24 protein-coding genes are annotated in these 17,087 nt (G+C 58.0%); all 24 read right to left on the bottom strand.

Translation table 11 applies throughout. The features are described 5' to 3' along the window. Positions 1–3: 3 nt before the first annotated feature. The 24 genes from TX24_RS24020 to TX24_RS31955 all read right to left on the bottom strand — a co-directional run bounded on the left by TX24_RS24020 (position 4) and on the right by TX24_RS31955 (position 16,926). Positions 4–213, bottom strand: a complete 210-nt coding sequence (locus TX24_RS24020; RefSeq protein WP_057711399.1) for a hypothetical protein — start codon at positions 211–213, stop codon at positions 4–6. After that, entirely contained in the window at positions 213–1,004 is a 792-nt protein-coding gene (locus tag TX24_RS24025; RefSeq protein ID WP_057711403.1) for a phage tail protein, read from the bottom strand. Before TX24_RS24025 ends, TX24_RS24020 begins: the two co-directional genes overlap by 1 nt. After that, positions 1,004–1,663, bottom strand: a complete 660-nt coding sequence (locus TX24_RS24030; protein ID WP_082628866.1) for a baseplate wedge 1 family protein — start codon at positions 1,661–1,663, stop codon at positions 1,004–1,006. Before TX24_RS24030 ends, TX24_RS24025 begins: the two co-directional genes overlap by 1 nt. Continuing rightward, entirely contained in the window at positions 1,660–2,919 is a 1,260-nt protein-coding gene (locus TX24_RS24035; RefSeq protein WP_057711408.1) for a baseplate J/gp47 family protein, read from the bottom strand. The genes TX24_RS24030 and TX24_RS24035 overlap by 4 nt, the downstream gene beginning before the upstream one ends. After that, entirely contained in the window at positions 2,919–3,284 is a 366-nt protein-coding gene (locus TX24_RS24040) for a contractile injection system sheath initiator (RefSeq protein WP_057711410.1), read from the bottom strand. Before TX24_RS24040 ends, TX24_RS24035 begins: the two co-directional genes overlap by 1 nt. After that, complete coding sequence (locus tag TX24_RS24045) at positions 3,281–3,967, bottom strand: Gp138 family membrane-puncturing spike protein (RefSeq protein WP_057711412.1); 687 nt, start codon at positions 3,965–3,967, stop codon at positions 3,281–3,283. The genes TX24_RS24040 and TX24_RS24045 overlap by 4 nt, the downstream gene beginning before the upstream one ends. Then, entirely contained in the window at positions 3,964–4,914 is a 951-nt protein-coding gene (locus tag TX24_RS24050) for a baseplate hub protein (RefSeq protein WP_057711414.1), read from the bottom strand. The genes TX24_RS24045 and TX24_RS24050 overlap by 4 nt, the downstream gene beginning before the upstream one ends. Continuing rightward, positions 4,907–5,209 carry a phage baseplate plug family protein gene (locus tag TX24_RS24055; RefSeq protein ID WP_057711416.1) on the bottom strand — a complete coding sequence of 101 codons (303 nt, stop codon included), beginning with the start codon at positions 5,207–5,209 and terminating at the stop codon, positions 4,907–4,909. Before TX24_RS24055 ends, TX24_RS24050 begins: the two co-directional genes overlap by 8 nt. Further along, positions 5,206–5,826, bottom strand: a complete 621-nt coding sequence (locus TX24_RS24060; RefSeq protein ID WP_044274816.1) for a phage baseplate protein — start codon at positions 5,824–5,826, stop codon at positions 5,206–5,208. Before TX24_RS24060 ends, TX24_RS24055 begins: the two co-directional genes overlap by 4 nt. Further along, entirely contained in the window at positions 5,823–7,364 is a 1,542-nt protein-coding gene (locus TX24_RS32350) for a phage tail tip lysozyme (protein ID WP_057711418.1), read from the bottom strand. The genes TX24_RS24060 and TX24_RS32350 overlap by 4 nt, the downstream gene beginning before the upstream one ends. 226 nt (positions 7,365–7,590) lie before the next feature. Further along, positions 7,591–8,037, bottom strand: a complete 447-nt coding sequence (locus tag TX24_RS24070; RefSeq protein WP_044274818.1) for a phage tail assembly chaperone — start codon at positions 8,035–8,037, stop codon at positions 7,591–7,593. Then, entirely contained in the window at positions 8,034–8,438 is a 405-nt protein-coding gene (locus tag TX24_RS24075) for a hypothetical protein (RefSeq protein WP_044274820.1), read from the bottom strand. The genes TX24_RS24070 and TX24_RS24075 overlap by 4 nt, the downstream gene beginning before the upstream one ends. An 11-nt stretch (positions 8,439–8,449) precedes the next feature. Beyond that, positions 8,450–9,580: a DUF3383 family protein gene (locus tag TX24_RS24080; protein WP_057711421.1), complete on the bottom strand. Its 1,131-nt coding sequence runs from the start codon at positions 9,578–9,580 to the stop codon at positions 8,450–8,452. Beyond that, the gene (locus TX24_RS24085; protein ID WP_057711423.1) at positions 9,564–10,121 is read right to left on the bottom strand and encodes a phage neck terminator protein; all 558 of its coding nucleotides are present in this window, start codon (positions 10,119–10,121) and stop codon (positions 9,564–9,566) included. Before TX24_RS24085 ends, TX24_RS24080 begins: the two co-directional genes overlap by 17 nt. After that, the gene (locus TX24_RS24090) at positions 10,114–10,533 is read right to left on the bottom strand and encodes a hypothetical protein (RefSeq protein ID WP_057711425.1); all 420 of its coding nucleotides are present in this window, start codon (positions 10,531–10,533) and stop codon (positions 10,114–10,116) included. Before TX24_RS24090 ends, TX24_RS24085 begins: the two co-directional genes overlap by 8 nt. Continuing rightward, entirely contained in the window at positions 10,533–11,030 is a 498-nt protein-coding gene (locus tag TX24_RS24095; RefSeq protein WP_057711428.1) for a hypothetical protein, read from the bottom strand. The genes TX24_RS24090 and TX24_RS24095 overlap by 1 nt, the downstream gene beginning before the upstream one ends. Then, positions 11,027–11,470: a DUF4054 domain-containing protein gene (locus TX24_RS24100; protein ID WP_057711431.1), complete on the bottom strand. Its 444-nt coding sequence runs from the start codon at positions 11,468–11,470 to the stop codon at positions 11,027–11,029. The genes TX24_RS24095 and TX24_RS24100 overlap by 4 nt, the downstream gene beginning before the upstream one ends. 53 nt (positions 11,471–11,523) lie before the next feature. After that, positions 11,524–11,868: a hypothetical protein gene (locus TX24_RS24105; RefSeq protein WP_057711432.1), complete on the bottom strand. Its 345-nt coding sequence runs from the start codon at positions 11,866–11,868 to the stop codon at positions 11,524–11,526. Between the two features lie 9 nt (positions 11,869–11,877). After that, a complete protein-coding gene (locus TX24_RS24110) occupies positions 11,878–12,855 on the bottom strand; it encodes a major capsid family protein (RefSeq protein ID WP_057711433.1) in 978 nt (325 codons plus the stop codon). Positions 12,856–12,867: 12 nt separating this feature from the next. Further along, positions 12,868–13,377: a structural cement protein Gp24 gene (locus TX24_RS24115; protein WP_057711434.1), complete on the bottom strand. Its 510-nt coding sequence runs from the start codon at positions 13,375–13,377 to the stop codon at positions 12,868–12,870. Beyond that, the gene (locus TX24_RS24120; protein ID WP_082628867.1) at positions 13,377–14,495 is read right to left on the bottom strand and encodes a DUF2213 domain-containing protein; all 1,119 of its coding nucleotides are present in this window, start codon (positions 14,493–14,495) and stop codon (positions 13,377–13,379) included. Before TX24_RS24120 ends, TX24_RS24115 begins: the two co-directional genes overlap by 1 nt. 4 nt (positions 14,496–14,499) lie before the next feature. Next, on the bottom strand, positions 14,500–15,423 hold the full coding sequence (locus TX24_RS24125; protein WP_244175918.1) for a phage head morphogenesis protein: 924 nt from the start codon (positions 15,421–15,423) through the stop codon (positions 14,500–14,502). Then, entirely contained in the window at positions 15,356–16,717 is a 1,362-nt protein-coding gene (locus TX24_RS24130) for a DUF1073 domain-containing protein (protein WP_157255567.1), read from the bottom strand. Before TX24_RS24130 ends, TX24_RS24125 begins: the two co-directional genes overlap by 68 nt. 41 nt (positions 16,718–16,758) lie before the next feature. Then, positions 16,759–16,926, bottom strand: a complete 168-nt coding sequence (locus TX24_RS31955; RefSeq protein ID WP_157255568.1) for a hypothetical protein — start codon at positions 16,924–16,926, stop codon at positions 16,759–16,761. Between the last annotated feature and the right edge of the window lie 161 nt (positions 16,927–17,087).

Below are 17,087 nucleotides of genomic sequence, written 5' to 3' on the forward strand. Positions count from 1 at the left end.
CACCTACATATCAAGGACTTTCCACTTGTAGCCCGACCAAATGGCTTTCTTTCCAGGCCCAATAGCCGGCGGAGCCAGCTCAACGCAGCCGCCAGGAATCAGCCAGACCCCAGGATTTTTGGGGTCGGGGTCTGCCACAGTTGTGCCGACAAGAAAACCATCTTGATCAGTCTGGTAAACCAGTCGCTGACCCGCCTGAAGTTTTGTATTCATCAGTATTTAATCCAGTAACTGACAGTTCGATTGACTGGCCTTGTTTCGCTGCCGCCGGTGTTTTCTGTGTAGCCGAGAAGTTCATTTGCCTGGTTGAATCTTGCGTCAGGCGTCCCCCCCTGAAGAGGCTGGGCGCCTATCAAGTCACTCCGGAGTTCATGCCGGTGAGACTTCAACTCGTCCGCCTGAAAAGACCCAAATGTGCGACCAGAGTCAATCGAGCTTCCATCAGAGAATCCCCTGAGAAATACCCCCCTGAAATCAGGTAGGCGGAATTGCAAAGATGTCTCGCCTCCGGAATTCCAGATCGTCCCTATGGAATCAAAAAGAAGTGCATACGATGCTCTGGTAAGTAATGCGCCATTGCACTTTAACCACCCAGCAGTAGGGATGTTGTTGTGCGCTACCATCTTCAGATCGCCAGGGACGTGACCTGAAAAAAATGAAGGTCCGCAGTAACGCCAGAACCCGGCTGTTGAGGAAGGGTTGTTACCGGTATTGTCGGCGACGATGCTTTCGTAGTAGTTACCATCTGGACCATAAGTTGGCGCGCCCATTCCGTATATGGCCTGAGGGTGCCAGGACATGACGCCGTTTCGCTCAACACCCTGCAAGCCGGTATCCACTCGGTTATGCCACCAGTTTTCATGACCAGCAGGCGGCGCATCCTTGTCCTGTCCACCCTCCCATCCTGAGTTGATTCTCACATCGCCAGGGGCCTTGAAGGTGTTCAGGTTATCTTGGGACTCAACGCCTTGAGCCCAGCGATTATTGAAGGGCTGTCTTGCCATCAGGCTAAATCTCCAGGGAGGGTGAAGTTTCCGTACTCATAAATATGCGATGAGGACGATTCTATTTCGTTAATTTCGGGAGGAAGTACAAATACCTGGCCAAGCCTGTGCCCCTGCGGCCTTGGTATCAGGTCGAAATTATAAATTAGATAAAGCGTCGTGTTGTCCAACTGAGAAGCAACCCCCAAATCAAAAGACTTATCGCCATTATCGACAAGCGCAGTAACTTTCACGCCTATGATTATTTCGACGAGCTGAATGATGCTGTCGGCAGTCCCATCGCTTATGTTTCTTGCGATCTTCGCCTTGATCAGCTTACGGTACAGATCATTATTAAGTGGCGCGTCAATGGCCTCGCCATCACCGATATATGGGGCGATGTTGTAATTGGTGTAGCTATCGTTCCCGGCATATCCAAAGACATCGAACTCAGCGTCACGCAGTATTGGTCGATCAACCCCAACGATTCGACCAATGATGTCAAGCATCTCTCCAGATACTGTGTCTACGTCGTAGCTCCCATGAATTTGATCAAGTGGGCGCTCGACGTGATCGTTCGAAATTTCTGGTGCAATGGTCACCCATCTAACCATTCTGTTCTTGCCGCGATACTCATTAATGATTCGAGTTTTCGCGCGCTCGACGTGGTCCATATTCATGGAATCACCGTGACTTGAATGTTGTCAGGGTCAAAAGTTGCTATCTGGGCAATCGTCGGCTGTATCGGTGTTAAGCCTTGAGCTACCGCGCTAATCCCAATCGTCAAGGAAGTGATGTAACTGTCACCATACTGACCAAGCACCTTGTTGACTGGTGTGTATATCCGCCCTGGCGGAACCTTCTCGCCGATGTCATACCCGCCCCTGTTAAAGCCAGTGGTGGTCTCGCCACTGAATAGGCTTCGGGTCGAATCGGCGATAACCGCTTTTTTTATGAGATCTTCAATGTTTGAAGGCAGATCGCCCTCGCGCTGGATCGTGATGGCAACGAATATCGGAAGCCCGGTAGCGCGTTGGAAAGTCATGACGGCCTTATTGCCCGTGACGGGTGATGTCACGTCGACCTTGACTCCATTAGCACCAGGCGGGTCAACCCAGGTGTCAGTCTTCGAACTGTACCGCGGGAGCATCGGCGTGCCGGGATTGTGCTTTTGATACATGGCCAGGCCAATATCAGCATCAGATCCACCATTCACAATCACTGCAATGCCCGTGTAAGGGACGCCGTCGACGTCGAAGGGCGAGTCACTGCTGTTCTCCAGGACCTTGACGTCGGTAACGCCTGGAACGCTGGCGATGTTGGCCTCCATGTTGTCGCGCATGTTGCTACCGGCGCGGGACACACCGTTATTCCTGCGGATACGAAAGTCTTCGTCGCTTTCCGCCGCAACACCGGCAGCGGCCTCCCCGTTAGTGACTGACGCCCAGCCGCCAATCGGGGTTCCGATTACCGTAAGCTCGCCAGGAGATGCGAGGACACGGCCAGAGGTTGTGCACGTTGCGAAGCCGGTGGCGGTCTGCCCGACACCTATGACTATCACGGCCGTTGTTAGCCAAACGGTGTTATCAATCCTGCTTCTGACCTGCGACTGAGCAGGAATAGGGGTTCCTGTCTGACCGGTTACGGTAATGGGTGCGACTGAATAGGTCGCCTCTCGGATCGGTATACCTGAGATTTTTCCGATGTCGCGCAGAGCTTCGCCGGTGGCGCTGTCCGGGTCCTTGCTGCGATAGGCCGCGACTACCGCCTCGTCAAGGTTGGCGAACATCTCGGCTTCGATGCCGATCCGCTGCCCGTCAGGGCTGTCTGGGTCAATGTTCCATTCAGGGTCAATCGCCAGCGTCTTTTCTTTAATGTCGCCGAGGTACTCGTTCAGAGAGCGCCCCGTGATTCCTTGGTCCGTGATCTGAGCCATTAGACGACCGCCTGAACAAAATTGATTTCTGCGTTATCGCCTGAGGTGCTGACGATTGACGCGGTGACGGTGAGTTGCCGGGTATCGATGTCTGTGGTCAGGCTGAACGACGTCATTCCCGCGCACCCCGGGGTCAGCAGGATGCGGCGACGGATCACCGACTCACGAGACGCCAGGACAGACCCTTTTCCCAATACGCTGCCGAACCAGTCCGTTCCGTCGGTTGTATCCAGAAACCATTCACCAAGGAAGAACTTGAGCCGGGTAACCACGTTCTGCGCGACTTCCTCGGCGGTATAGCCTGTCAGGAACTCCTGAGGCCCCAGGGCCAAGTCGCCGTCGGCGTCCAGTCTTCGTACAGTCATGGGGTTGGCACTCCGCTTACTCCATTGCCAGGTTGAACCTGAGACGTTTTATGCAGCTTCAAGCTGATTAATCCCGCCTGCACGTCATTCGCCGTATGGACCAGGCCCGCAGGAGTGATCGTCACGCCGTTGATGTTTACGACCCCGTCAGCGCCAATGGTGATGCTTCCAGCCCCATTGCTGAGCCCGATGGAGGCATCATCTTTCAGCCATACATACCGAGAGCCGTCATTGCTTCGTAAGCGGATTCCGTCATTTGCGAAACTCGTGATCGCACCAGGGATAGATCGGATGCCAGGGATAAAGTAGGCATCGTTGATCGAGAACCGGCGAGGCTCCGACTTAACGGCCACGCCGCCTTGATCCACCCATGAGTCAATGCACTCCTGGGAGAAGAACAGGACGCCTTCGGTGTTGCTGGCAACCCTGCATTCAAGCGTGCCGCCTGCGGCTCCCCAGAACTGAACTGGAACATGGATGATTGGGCGGCGTGGCTGCTGCGAGCCAAGGCGGTCTTCCAGCATCAGGCCGATCTGAACCTCTGCCATCTGCGTGGCCGGGTCGAAGCTAAGGACGTGGCCTGGCACGCTGGTGCGCATGTTGTCTTTCAGGTACTCACCGAATATGCCTCGCAGCATCTTGGAGTATTCAGCCTGCGTTCTTGAGGAGAGCGGATCACTCATCGCGTTGCCCTTTCTGAAATTCCGGCCTGGGCCGCCGCGCTGAGGCGTAGACAGCTGATCTGGCTTTCCCACTGGTCGCCGTGGGAGTCGCCCGCGAACACCAACGAGTTGACCTTGTAGTAGCCCTCGCCAATGGTGCGAGGCACGTCGTAGAAGAACGCCCCGGAGAACTCGAAGCGAGGCGCCATAGATTCAAGCTTGATGGTGTCGCCGAGCTTTATCTTGGGGTTTAGCGTGTAGCGGATGCCTACTTCGGTGTCGCTAACCACTGGCGAGCCGATCATCCCGGTGCCTGAGCTGATCACGTAGACCTGATTGTCCAGCGCAAAGTCGCGCTTGATGATCTTGATCGCGCCGTTCTCGACCATCCAATCGAATGCGAAGGTCTCGCCAAGCTCATTCATGCAGGAGGTCGGGCTGCCCTGCAGGACCGTTCCACGCGAGCGGCGCTTGAGTCCTGAGAAATCCCCATAGAACTGGATCTCGGCGCCGAACACTGAAGCGCATTCCTCAATGATCTGGACGGGGTCCGTCTCAGGCGCCAGGGTTAAATTGATCAGATTTTGATCGCGCTCTTTCGCGGAAGATTTGCAGAAGAAGCGAATCCCGCGGGTAGAGCCGCCATCCTCAAGGTGAATCTGAACGTTGGTGATTTGGCCCACGAATATCGAACCAAACAGCCCGTCGTAACCAGCCTCCAAGGAAATGAACTCATATTTCCCCGTTGAGCCGTCACCGAGCATCTGCCTGGATGCGTAGCGCGACACGTTGTAGATGGTTATTTCGGCAACGCTGAACGCCCCGCCGGCGAAGTGGGTGACCTGGAATGTGAGGCGCAGCCCGTCCTGATCTGGGCTGGTTTCGCTGGGCCGCATCTCGTAAACACGAGAGCCCGTGCTGCGCCCGATCTTCAGCCGGTAGTTGCGAAGAAAGATTTCATCATTCATCTGACCATACCAGAACGTTGTCGATGCCCAGGTTATCGGGCGTTGCCGGGTCTCCCTCCAATACGAGCGACCCGTAGGAAATGGATGGCGGTGGGTAAAGGCCGGCCAGAAGGTCGATGTTCGGCAGAAGGAATCGCCCCATCGTGAGGGGGGAGTCCAAGGCGGTCAGGATGTTCACGCGGAACACCTCAAACCGTGCCATCCATTGCAGCTCTACGGTCACAGTGTTTTTGCCAAGGCGCGCAGTGAAGGTCTGAGCCGGCAGTGCTTGGACGGCAACGCTGTAACGGCTCATGGCATTACCTCTACGGCAGCATCGCCGGCGGAGATCATCGGGGCGCCCTGGGTGGACACCGTGTCGTTCTTCATGAGCTGATCAGCCGACGTGACGCCTCGACCAACCGTTGAGCGAACAATCCGAACCTGCTGGAGCTCAGCGATAAACACCAGGCCATCCTCATTCTCAGGCCGCGTACGCTCATCAAGCCGGATGATCATCATGTCGCGCATGATCTCCTTGCCCGTGTCCAGATCGAACTTGGCGCGCGCCTCCATGATTGCGGTGAGAGATGCCCAGGCAGTTGACGCCCGGGTGTCATCACCGCCAGACAGCAGGTATGCCGACACAGCCGTGATTGCCGCCCCGCCAACACCGCCGACTGCCGTAGCAATGGCGCCGGCACCCATCATGCCAATGTCATCCAGGCCGAGGCCGAGAGGGCTATTCGATACGGCTCCGGTGAGCAGGTATCGGTTCGGCATGAGGATCGCGTGGTCGTTGGTGTTGGCGCCGAACTCGACCGGATATTGGGTCAGGGTGATCGCCTTGCTGGTGATCCCTTCCAGCTTTGCGTCGAACTCAAGAGGGCCGATCTTCGGCAGCGTCTTGGTGAAGATGCTCATCAGGCTCATAGTTCTGGGCTCTTGAAGTCCTGCATGGTCTGCTCGGTCATCTGGCCCATTTGCTCATTGAGCACCTGCTTGACCTTCTCGGTGTCGGCGCCGCTGATGTGGTACACGCGGTTGTCGGTGTATCCAGCAGCGCTTGCTCCGCGCCTGGACGCCTCGCCAGCAGCGTCTGCCGGGCGCTCATACTCGCGGGAGACAATCGAGGCGGCATCGTAGGAGCTGGTCGCGGCGCGTAGCTTGGTGCCGGCCGACTTCTCGTTGCCCCGGGTCAACTCGTGGTTGATGAACTCAAGCTGCTCGGCGCCAGTAGATTTGCGGATGTCCTTGCCGTACTGCTTGGCGAACTCGGCCTGGCGATCTGGGTGCCACTGGGCCAGTCCGTATGCCTGACCGCCGTCACCGGTGGCGTTTGCCTTGAATCCGCTCTCAGCCTCCAGGTTGGCGGCGATCCCTTCGGCCTGCTCCTTGGTCCACCCCTTGGACGTGAAGTAGTCCACGACAGCGCCAATAGCCTCGCCGCCGCCTTTTTTCAGGCGGTTGTTCAGCAGCTCTGTGTCTTCGCCGCTGTTCAAGCTGCTGGAGTACAGAAGCGCCGCAGCACTTCCTCCGGCAACCGCGAGCATAGAAGCGCCGCCAGCAGCCGCTGCGCCACCAGCAGAACCGGCGGCAGCAACACCGCCAAGACCAACAATGGCGCGCAGAGCGGCCAAGCCCTTGAGCGCAGCACCTCCACCCAGGAGTGCCATGGCAATGGCGACAAGCTCAATGTTGTCAGCCAGGCCACCGAAGAACTCTTTCAAGCCAGAATCGACGAGCTCTTTGTTGTTTCGGTAGAAGGCGACGAAATCCTCAGCCATATCTGCCAGGGCCGGAGTTAGCTCGCCCGCAATGGTGTTGCCGATATCGGTGAACACCTGGTCAAGCTCGCTGGTCGCTTTCGTCAGGCGCGCAGAGTCATCGATTTGCTTCTGGGTCATCACGGCAAGCTTGCCGCGGGAATCCAACTGCTTCTCCACCTCGTCGCGGCCACGCATGAGCAGTCGAACCGTGGAGTCATCCAAACCCAGGGCCTGGCCCGCGAGGCGCTGGTTGAGCGCGCTCATGTGCTCGAACTCGCCAGCAATACCGGCCAGGGCGTCAGCCGTGTTCTGCGCGCCGATGATCACGTCCGGGTTAAGCCCGAGCTTAGCCACGTCACCAAACCATCCGGTGTCACCGGTGATCGGTGATGCCATCAGGTCCTGAATCTTCTTCATTGCAGAGAAGGCATCAGAGGCGCTGCCGCCCTGGGCCTTCAATGCCTGGCCGAGGGATTGCACGTTTTGGGTGCTCAACCCGGTCAGCTTGTTGAAGTTGTTCAGCTCGGTACCGGCCTGCTTGAAGTCGCCCACTACCTTGTCGATGGCCAGCTTCCCGGCAAACACAGCGCCAAGCTGTAGGGCTGATTTGGTCAGGCCACCAAACGCCGCATCAGCCTTCTGGAATGACTTTTCATCGACCTTCATGCCGAGGGCGATCAAGAAGCTTTCGAGAACTTTCAAATTTCAGCCCCTTGAAAAACAAAAGCCCCGCGAGTGCAGGGCTATTTCGGTCGATTGGCTTCAGCCAGGTGGCGGGCGTAGATCATTTCATCCATGACCAGGTTGGCCCGTTTTACCCATCCCAGTGAATGAGTGCCGTCCGTGAGCTGGCTATACGTGCACAGCGGCGGACAAAGCCCGGGTATACCAACGCAAGGGCGCCACAGCTCCCAATCGACAGCCGGGTTTAGGCGCTCTCCTGACTCGAATCCGGCGCCTCGGCTGAAGCGGTAGATTTCTGGAAGGGGGTCAGGAGTCCGGAAAAATCCTCGAAGGCATTCCCGAGAGCCAGCACAACGATCGTGAAGTAGGTCTTCAGACGGCCGGAAAAGTCTTCCATGGTCAGCGGCGTTTGGCTGCCTTCCTTGAATAGCTTGCCCAGCATAGAGTCGCAGACGAAGTTGAAGTCATCCTCCGGCATGCGCGAGAGCATAGAGCCGACGATGCCGCCGGCAACGATGAACGAGGACGCGCTGCCAAGCTCGGCCAGGGCCAGGCCCTTGATCATTGGCTCTACACCGTACTTGCCCAGGCGGAACAGAACCGCCCGCTGTTTCTCTGCGCTTGGCATACCGAAGCGATAGGTCACACCGTCATGCTCAATGGTGCGGATATAGGATTCAGCCTGGCTCATACGATATTGCCCTTGTTGAACTCGATCACGAAGGTGGCGTCATTCATGCCTGGACCGCCGCGAGCCATGGACTTTCCGCGAGTAATAACGCCTTCAGAGAACACGCTACCCTCAAGGCCGGAGATTGAGGCATAAGAACCTGAGATTTCAGCCCGGGCCGTTACCTGGGCCTGCATTGCGAGTGCTTGAGGACTGCCAGGCATGAAGTTCACCGTGAGCCGCAGGCCGGGGTTCTTGCGATGAAACCGAACAGCGTTACCACCCAGGCCGCGACTCAGGTTCGCTACGTCATCGATGTTCTCAATCGTGAACGGCGGGTCGGTACGGCCCCAGTCGTCCAGCACGCCGACGCCAGTGATGACCACAATGGTGTTTTCTACAGAAAGATCAGCTAAAGACATGTGGGCGATCCTTATTCAACGTTGGCGGTCAGGTCGACAGCATGGATAGCGCCAGCGCGGAAGATGCGCATGCGGATTGGGGCGGAGTCACGATTGGCGCGCTCAGCATCGGAAATCTGGAGGATTTCATCTGCCTTGGTCAGCGTCTCGTAGCCTCGGCTCAGTTTCTCCTCACCGGTTTGGTCGTCGGTGTAGTAACGCTCGCCCAGATAACCGTTATCGATGAAGACCTCGCCAACTTGGGATGCAGCATTGAGAAGCACCTGCTGTCCTGGCGGAGTCTGACGCAGCTTCGTCGGAACCCTGGTTAGCGCGTTGTACAGCGCCACACGCTCGAAGTTGACGAAGGCGTCAAGGTTGAACACATCGTCGATGTACTCGCCGAAGGTGGAGGTGGTTTTGGAGTTGATGATTCGCCCCATGTCCTTCTCGCCACCGGTTTCGACCACCGTGTAGAAGATTGCGCCCTTCGACTTCATAGTGCTGTAGGCGGTCGGCGTCAGGCTTTCGGCGTCGATCCCCGGCAGCTTTTTGAATTCGCCGGTGATGGTCGAGTTGGCTGCATTGAAGTTAACGCGACTGAACACAGCCGCCAGCTCAAACCCGGCGTAGGGCTCGGTAGCATGGCTCACAATGAGCATGCGGCGAGAGCCCTGCACAAATGCCTTGCTGACGATGTCGGTGGTTACAGACGGGTCTCGAACGGCTGCCTGGTTGGTGGTGAAGGCAAAGAACTTGCTTGCGGCATCGCCAGCAGCCGCCAGGGCCAAAACATCTGCATCCACGGCACGGATAGAGGTTTCGAACTCGTACCAGTAGAACCAGATGCCCTTGCTGATCGCGTCATTAAAAGACTCGACCGGGGCGTCTTCCTCAATGCGCAGGTAGATTCTCAGTGTCTTCGGCTTGGGAATAGCAGAGAACCAAGCAAGCGCGGCAGCGTATGGGTCGGAAGCGATGTTGAAGTCTGCCGCCACCTGGGCCGCTGTGCCGTAGTCCCGGTAGGTGCCACCAAGGAACGTTGCATCACTCGATGAATCGAAGTCCGCAAACACCATGCCAGCGCCGAAGTTGGAAGTCCCAAGCCCGGCCGAGTTGATCAGGACGTTGATGTTGATGATGTCTTCAGCCGGATAAGCCATTTACTTCCCCTTGCGCGATGGCGCCAGATTGTTCGGTTTCCACAGAGAAGCCGGCGCGGTAGATCCGCTGTACGCGGTCTTCTGCGATGGATTCGCCATACAGGTAGAGGGTGAGCTGGGATCGCTCTTCCATGGCGGCCTGATATAGGCCGGTCAGGTTGTTGATTGGTGACACGCGTGACCAGCCAAGCTTCGCGGCGCGCAGGATGGCCTTCACCGGTTCTCGCTTGTTCGCCTCACACAGGGCGGCGGCATACATCACGGCGCCCGCCCGGTAGAAGTTGATGCTGAACCCCAGCGTGAACTGGGTAGCCACCTTGGCGATGATGTCCTCGTATTGAGGGTCGTCCTGGGCCGGCACGTTGGTTTGCGAGTTGAGCGCCTGGCCGAATTGCTCAGGGTTCTGCAGCCGAACCGCGCAATAACTGCCAGATGGCGCAGCGGTGTTGTTATCGGCAAGGATCACCTTGTCGGCCGGCAGGCCAGTAACAGCCACGACAATCCGGCATACCGCCTTGGATAGCGCTTTGGAGTCAAGCATCGGCATGCGCCTCCAGGCTGGCTATCTCGGCAGGGTCAAGCTTGGCCACCACGGCGCGGCAGAAGTTGTGCCAGGGCCTGAAGTCTGTGGCGATGGATTTCCACCAGGTGGCAGGCTTGTCGGGCGTCTCTGCAAACACCAGGATATCGGCCAGCTTGCCAGGGGTCGAAACCTCGATACCCTTACCGTCGTTGCGGTGGATCACCCGAACGTCATTGATGCGCTCGGCACCGATGTTCAGGAATTCGATTTCCTTGTCACTGACTGGCTGCACGTTTGCATCGAACGCGTCTGTGTAGGTGATGGCCAAGACAGGCTCAAAGTCCACTATCTCGCTTGAGTACCGGTTGAGCACCACACCCTTGTGGGTGATGAATGGCCCGCTGACGTGGCCGCGCATGTTCAGGCCCATTACAAGCCCTCTTCAATTTGGTCGCCCTGTTCGGCGATGACGTAACGAATGGACTGGCGGAAGGCGCCGGTGTCAATCAGCGGACTGTCAGAACCCTTCTTGGCAATGGTCGACGGCGCGTTGGGCGGGCTGTCAATGTCGGTGATTTCCTGCTTGATGTGACCCTCGGCCAGTTGGCCCATCTGCTCAAGCAGGGTGGTCATTGCCATTTCGCCGCTGAGTACTTTAGGGATCATCACCTCGGCAAGGCGCTGGTACTGAGGTGCACCCTTGGTAATTGCTGGTTCAAGCACTGGGCGGGCCGGGATGCGGCCATCAGCCGAACCGAAGTTGTTCACCGCTGCGATTGTCGCCAGCGTCAGACCATCCTCATAGGTGCCGGCCCCCTCGGGAACGCCAGCAAGAACACGAGTTTCGCCGGAGAGTCGCTTGGCGAGCTGCTTAAGCGCTTCCTCGACCTGCTGCGTACCGATCAGGCCTATGGTTGGCTCGATCATACGCAGATGGCTCCCATGCCAGCCCGGGAACGCAGGTGCAGGTATTCGACACCGTACGGGGTCAGCGCCAGGGCCGCTTCCCAGGTCGTAAGCGAGGCGTTCGCGCCTGGAATGGCGTAGGACACCGACTCGTCGCGTACGCTCTTGCTGGACTGAGCGTAGGGCGTCGATGCGCTACCGTCTGCCGATGTGGCATCGGTTGCCAACTTGTTCCAGGTCAGGTAATGCGCTGCGAGAGCGAACCAGCCGCGCTGGAGGAATGAGTAGGGCTTGTAATCCCCCCATCCAGCACAGCCACAGCCGCCAAACTCGCCGCGTGCGATGTACAGCGCCCGGGTGATGGATGCATCAGGCCAGGCGGTGACATTCGAAAATTCAGGGTAAAACGCTCGGAAGTCCGCAATGATCGCCGGCGTCACTTCAATGGTCAGTTCAGCCACGGGTCAGACTCCAGAATGAAGCAGCCCCGCGCTGGGCGGGGCTATAGGTCCGATCACTCTTTATGAGGGATCTGCTTTTTCAGCTCTTCGACTTCAGCCAGCAGCGCGGACTTCTCGCCGCTGACGTTGAGCAGTTGAGCGCGCAGGGTTTCAATCTCGGCGCTCAACACTTCGATCTGACCAGCACCGTCATCGGTCAGAGTCGGCGCGCCAGAGACCAGCACACCATGCTCTTCCCAAAAGGAGCCCTCGGCGAACTCAGCCTGCTCTGGGGTGGTTTGCTCACCAGCCCCCACAGTGCTGCCATCGCCCAGGACCACGGGATTCTTGCTGATATTGGTCCAGACAGTCGATTCCGACGAAGAGGTCTCGTTTGCCTTGCCTTGTTTGCGAGCCATGAGACCTCCTTAGATGCCGTCAACGTACAGGTGAGACATCGGAACACGCAGCTCAGTACCAGCAGTGCGCACCACGCCAGCGGCTTCGAAGCGCAGGCCGCCGTGAGACGGGATCGGCGCGTTCAGCGTGTAAGGCATTGGGAGGTGGAATTTGGCGAACTGGGCGTTCTTGGTGTAGACCATCATGCGATTGCCGCCACCAGCGCCGGCGGTGGACGCCAGCAGGATTGGCTCAATCTTGATGTTCAGCACACGCTCGAGGTAGCTGACCAACGTTTCCGAGGTGTTCGGGATTCGGAAGGTGGTCAACAGGCCGTATTCAACCAGCGGCAGCAGGATGTGTGTCGGGCGGAAAATAGAGTTGGTCTGAGTAGCGTAAACACGCAGGATCGCGTTGTTCAGCAGGGTCAGGATCTCGTTTGCAGCCGTCTCACCACCACCGGCCAGGATCTGGGCGATGGTCTTGTTCGCGCCACCCAGCAGAGTGCCGGTGGCAACTACTGGCACACCTGGATACTTCAGCAGGCCGCCAGTGGTCAGCGAAGGCCAGCGAGCGTCACCAACGAATGCCACGCGGTCCAACCACTGCTCGGTCAGGGTGCGGGTTGCGATTGGCTTCTCGGCCAACAGGTTGATCGCACCGCCGAAACCGACAGAGTTGGCGATTTGCATGGCCTTGCCGACTTCGATCTGGGTGTAGGTGTAGCCCAGGCCAGCCTGAACCACGTCAACACCGCCTACCTTGGCAGCGATTTCAGCCAGCGGGAAGTCGTGGGAAACGTCACCGATTGGTGCCGGCTCACCCTTGTAGTCGAGTACCTTGAAGGCGATCGACTCGGTGTAGTCCGGCGCCGAGGTGTCCACGGTCAGGATCGACGGGTATTTGATTTCTGGGTACGGCTGGCGCAGGACTTCCTGTTCAACGTAGGTCAGTTGACCCAACAGGAAGCCCAGTTGCGCCTGGGGGGAAGCGTCGAAAGTCTTCATTCGATCTGATCCTTAAGCGGCGATGGTGGTGGTGACGTCGGACTTGACCTGTACCAGCGCCAACTCACCCGCCGCCGCGGTGGTCTTGAATACGCAACCAGGCAGAAGGTGATTGCCTGCTGTAGCGGCGTTGGTCAGTTCGCCTGTCAATGGCACGGCGTAGACCTGGGCGCCCTTGGTGGCACCGGCCAGGGTCTTGACCCAGATACGGCCAGTGCTGAGCAGGCTGACTTCTTCGTTCAGGCGATAGCCGCCAACTGCGTTACCGCTGTCGGAGACTTGGCCGGTCATGTAGCTGCCGCTCACGCCGACAGGTTTGCGTACGGAGATGCCCAGGAAGAAACCAGCACCAGCGGCTGGCAGTGCGCCTTGCTTGTCGACAGTGGCGGAAACCACGGCGCGCGCGAATGGAATAGCGACCGAGGCGACTGCGGTAGTGACATCCGCCATGCTCAGGTCATTGATCTGGCCCTCGTAGGCCTTGCCGGCGTACTGGCTGAAGGTATCAATTGCAATGCCCATTATTTGCCACCACTCAGGAATTTGTTGTAGGCGTCGGTGCCGTCTTGGGTCGGCTTCAGGCCGCGCGCGGCTGCGTCCTTGGCGAACTGGCGGAGGCTGTCGTTGACTTTCGACTTGTCGTCATCGTTGTCTTCGTCCTCGGTTTTCTTCTCTTCAGCTTCGTCAGCCGCAGCGTCGAATGCGGCGGTTACGTAGGCCTCGGACTTGGAAGCCCAGTCGCGAGTCGGCTTGAGCTTGGCCATCGCGGCGCGCTTGATCTCCAGGGGGGAGACCAGGCCTTTGGCGTCGAAGGACTTAACGACCTTGGCTGCCAGTGCGATGGTGTCGAGGGTTGCTTTCACGCGCAGGCCGATAGCAGCGTCGGAAGTTTCCTTCTTGGCCTCTTCCAGCTCTTCCTCTGCCGAGTCCTTGGTGGCTTCGGCCTTGTCTGCGCGCTCAGACTCTTCGTCAGCGAACTTTTGCAGTACCGCGAAGGCGTCCTCAACAATGACTGCTGTGTCTTCGTCGAGCACGACGGAGCGTGTTTTTTTGGAGTCCAGAAAAAGCTTCCGGGTCGCCATAGTGGTAGTACCTTTCGGTTTGTGATCAAAAATACGGGCGACCTTTCCGGCCCGTGCTGCTTCTACAACGGCGTTGTGATTGATTTGAATGTCACGCTGCTCGTATTCGTAGGCGGTGCCTGATACAGGGTCTACGCCGGGGGCTTCCACGTATTCAGCGAGGTAGCCTGGGGATAGTTCGGCCTTGCCGGACTGGATGTCGTCGATGGCTGACTGATCCTTGATGATCATGTCCACCACCAGGTTGTCGCCGTCACGCTCAACGCCGCGCACATGACCTACCGACACTTCCTTGAAGGTGGTCGAGTCGACCAAGTCGTCCGGGTGGTCGTTGGTCACGTCCTTGTCGAGGTAGGTAGCCATCGACTCAGGCTTGAACACTTCTTCCGGCGACCGGTAGACGTTCACGATTCGCTCGGGGCCGTCCAGATCCAGCTCGCTCGACAGGTACTGATAAACCCCTGTGCGGGCCGCGATGCCCTTCACGCAAAGGAATCCTTCAGGCGTGAGCGTTCGCGACGTAGGCTTGAAGGCCTCATCGATGGTCATTCTTTGCATTGGGTTACCCGTCTTTGGGGAAGTAGTTCACGCCGGGGATCATGGCGATGGCGATGCAGCGGCAGAGCGGGTGATGCTTGCCCGGCTTCAATCCGGTCTTGCCACCCCATGACGCGCCGACGCCGACCTTGTAGATTCCAGGGCCGTAGCCGATGTCTTGCCGGGCGATGCCGTAGCAACTGATCTTGGCGTTGGGATACTTCCCACCAGGAGCGCCGGATACACGCTGATCACCAGCATCCTCAGACTTGTAGAACTCGATACCGGCGGCGGCCTGGCGCTTCTCGGTCAAGTCGGCGTTGAGCTGCGACACCTGATCCCGAGCAATGAGCTTGGCCCGCCTTGCACTGACACCGGTCTGTTCCTGTATCTGCTTGGCGATGGCGGTTGGTGCGAGACCGTCCTTCATGCCGCCCAGTACGATCGTCTCGACGTTTTTGAAGTATTCGTCGGGAATCGACTTGATCAGGTTTACGTTTTCAGCGGTTGAGGCTTCCAGATAGTCCTGCATACCCTTGGGCAGGGTGATTAGCTGGAAGTCCACACCGACTGCCTGATTGACCGACTTTCGGAAGTCCTCGGCGTTGTCAGCTTCGGCTCGGCTGATAGTGCTAGCCGCCACCCGCTGGATCTGGGATTCGAACAGGGATGAGCTGAACCGGCGCGATACCCCGCGTATTGCTGCGAGGATGTCGTCAGTCCAGCCGTCCAAGGTGGGCTTGGCGTCGGCAATGTAGTCGCGCTTAAGGCGCTTCAGCTCAGGCTCGAGCGCCCTGATCAGTTCACCAGCCATCAGCCTAACCATGCCTCGAAGCTGGCCGCTGTAGTAGCGCTCAGCCTCTTGGCTTGGCAGAACAGGCTTAGGGGCGCGGGGTTTCTTTTTCCGCTGCTCCATCATCGCCAGGTTTGTCGCCGTCAGCTTCTCCAAGATCGAAGCCTGGGAGGTCTTTGCCGTCGTCGCCGATTCCATTGTCTTGATCCTTCTCGATCTGTTCTTGGGCGGCGATCTGTTCGTCGGTGATGGCGTACGTGCCTTTCGACTGAACGCGGCGCATGGCATGGCTCGGGCGAATGACGCGGGATTCAATGCTCAGCGCGTCGGCCTGGGCGTCCGCCAGATCCTCCTGGGCCTGTTCAGTCCCTGTAGGCAGGGATAGAGGCTTCCATTCGAATTCAAGATCTTTTGGGTAATCGCCCAGGGCAGAACGGATCAGCACCTGGTCGAGCGCCTCAAGGTCGAGACGCATCTGGCCGTCTTGCTTGCCCTTGATGGTGCCTTCGTAGGTCTTGCGGTCGCCTTCGCCTGTGGCGCTTAAGCCTGAGGCCGATTGACCCCATAGCTCGGTCACAGGCATCTCAGCTGCACCGGCAGTCCACACCATGAATTGCTCCATGATCTGGCTGAGGCCGGAGAACGAGATGCTGTTGCGCTCGTAGGTCTCGTTGTCAGCATCCAGCAGCCCCAGGTTCACCAGGGACTTCATCATGCCGAACAGGCGGTAGCGCTCGGTGATCTTGTCGCACTGAGCACTGGCAAGAGCGGTTTGCAGACCCTTAACGCTGACCGTGTCGACGTTGGCTTCCAGTACCAGGGAGGCAATGCCGCCCTTTGTAGCCACCACGTCACGCAGGTCAGACATACAGCGACGTAGGCGACTGTCACCCCAGCCTTGCTCGAACATGCGCATGCGGCGCGGCAGGCGAGCCCCGGTGCGTCGAATGATGTGGCTGTAGTGAATACGCTGCTCGCCATTCACCATCATGTAGAACTCGGGGAGCATCCAGTTCGGCTTGAGCGGGTCGGTCAGGTTGAATTCGGTTGGCTGGATATCCCAACGGTCGAGGACTACCAGGTTCTTCAGGTCGCCCTTGCCTATCTTCTTCAGGTCGAGGGGCTCGCTCAGGTCTTCCCCGGTCACCATCAACAGCGCGGCGCCCCCGTATAGGTCAGCCCAGCAGCACGTATCAAGGTAGGCCTGCTGAACACCAAGACGCCGCTCTTCGTTCGCGATGTCCTTGGCCTGCTTGCCATTGAACGTGCGCCACTCACGCAGTGCGTCCTCGTTCGGCTTGTCCACGATACGGCGGGCAATCCAGTTCGACTGATACGCCGCCTCAAGCTCGATCTGATTGACGAACTCAAAGCCGAATACGTTGTGGGTGCGCTTATCTCGGTTGGTGCCGATGTTGGCCACCATGTTAGACAAACTATCAGTTGACACGACCTTACCGGCCTGAATCTGAATTCGCGGTTTTGATGTGGTCATTGATTGTCAACCATTTTAATTCTAATTCCGCGCATTGCGGTGCTGACGACCTTTTCGTAATCAGGGGTGAGGCCCGTAAGATCGCCGAACAATTCGACCGCGCTGATGTATGGGGCCACCCACCAAGCAAAGGTGACAGCAAGGCTGATAGTCATCTTCGCCATTGGTCATTACCTCGCGCCACGAAACGGCGGTTGTGAAAACGTGGCGCGGATTACTGTTTACGCCGCTCGATACCCTCAGGCGCCTTTGGGCAACCCATGCAGTGCTCGCAGTTGAGCGTCTTGCACAGCCAGGCCTTGACCGCCTGCCAGTAAGTGACCAT

It is taken from the genome of Pseudomonas lactis, from assembly GCF_001439845.1.
In the GTDB taxonomy this organism is placed as follows: domain Bacteria; phylum Pseudomonadota; class Gammaproteobacteria; order Pseudomonadales; family Pseudomonadaceae; genus Aquipseudomonas; species Aquipseudomonas lactis.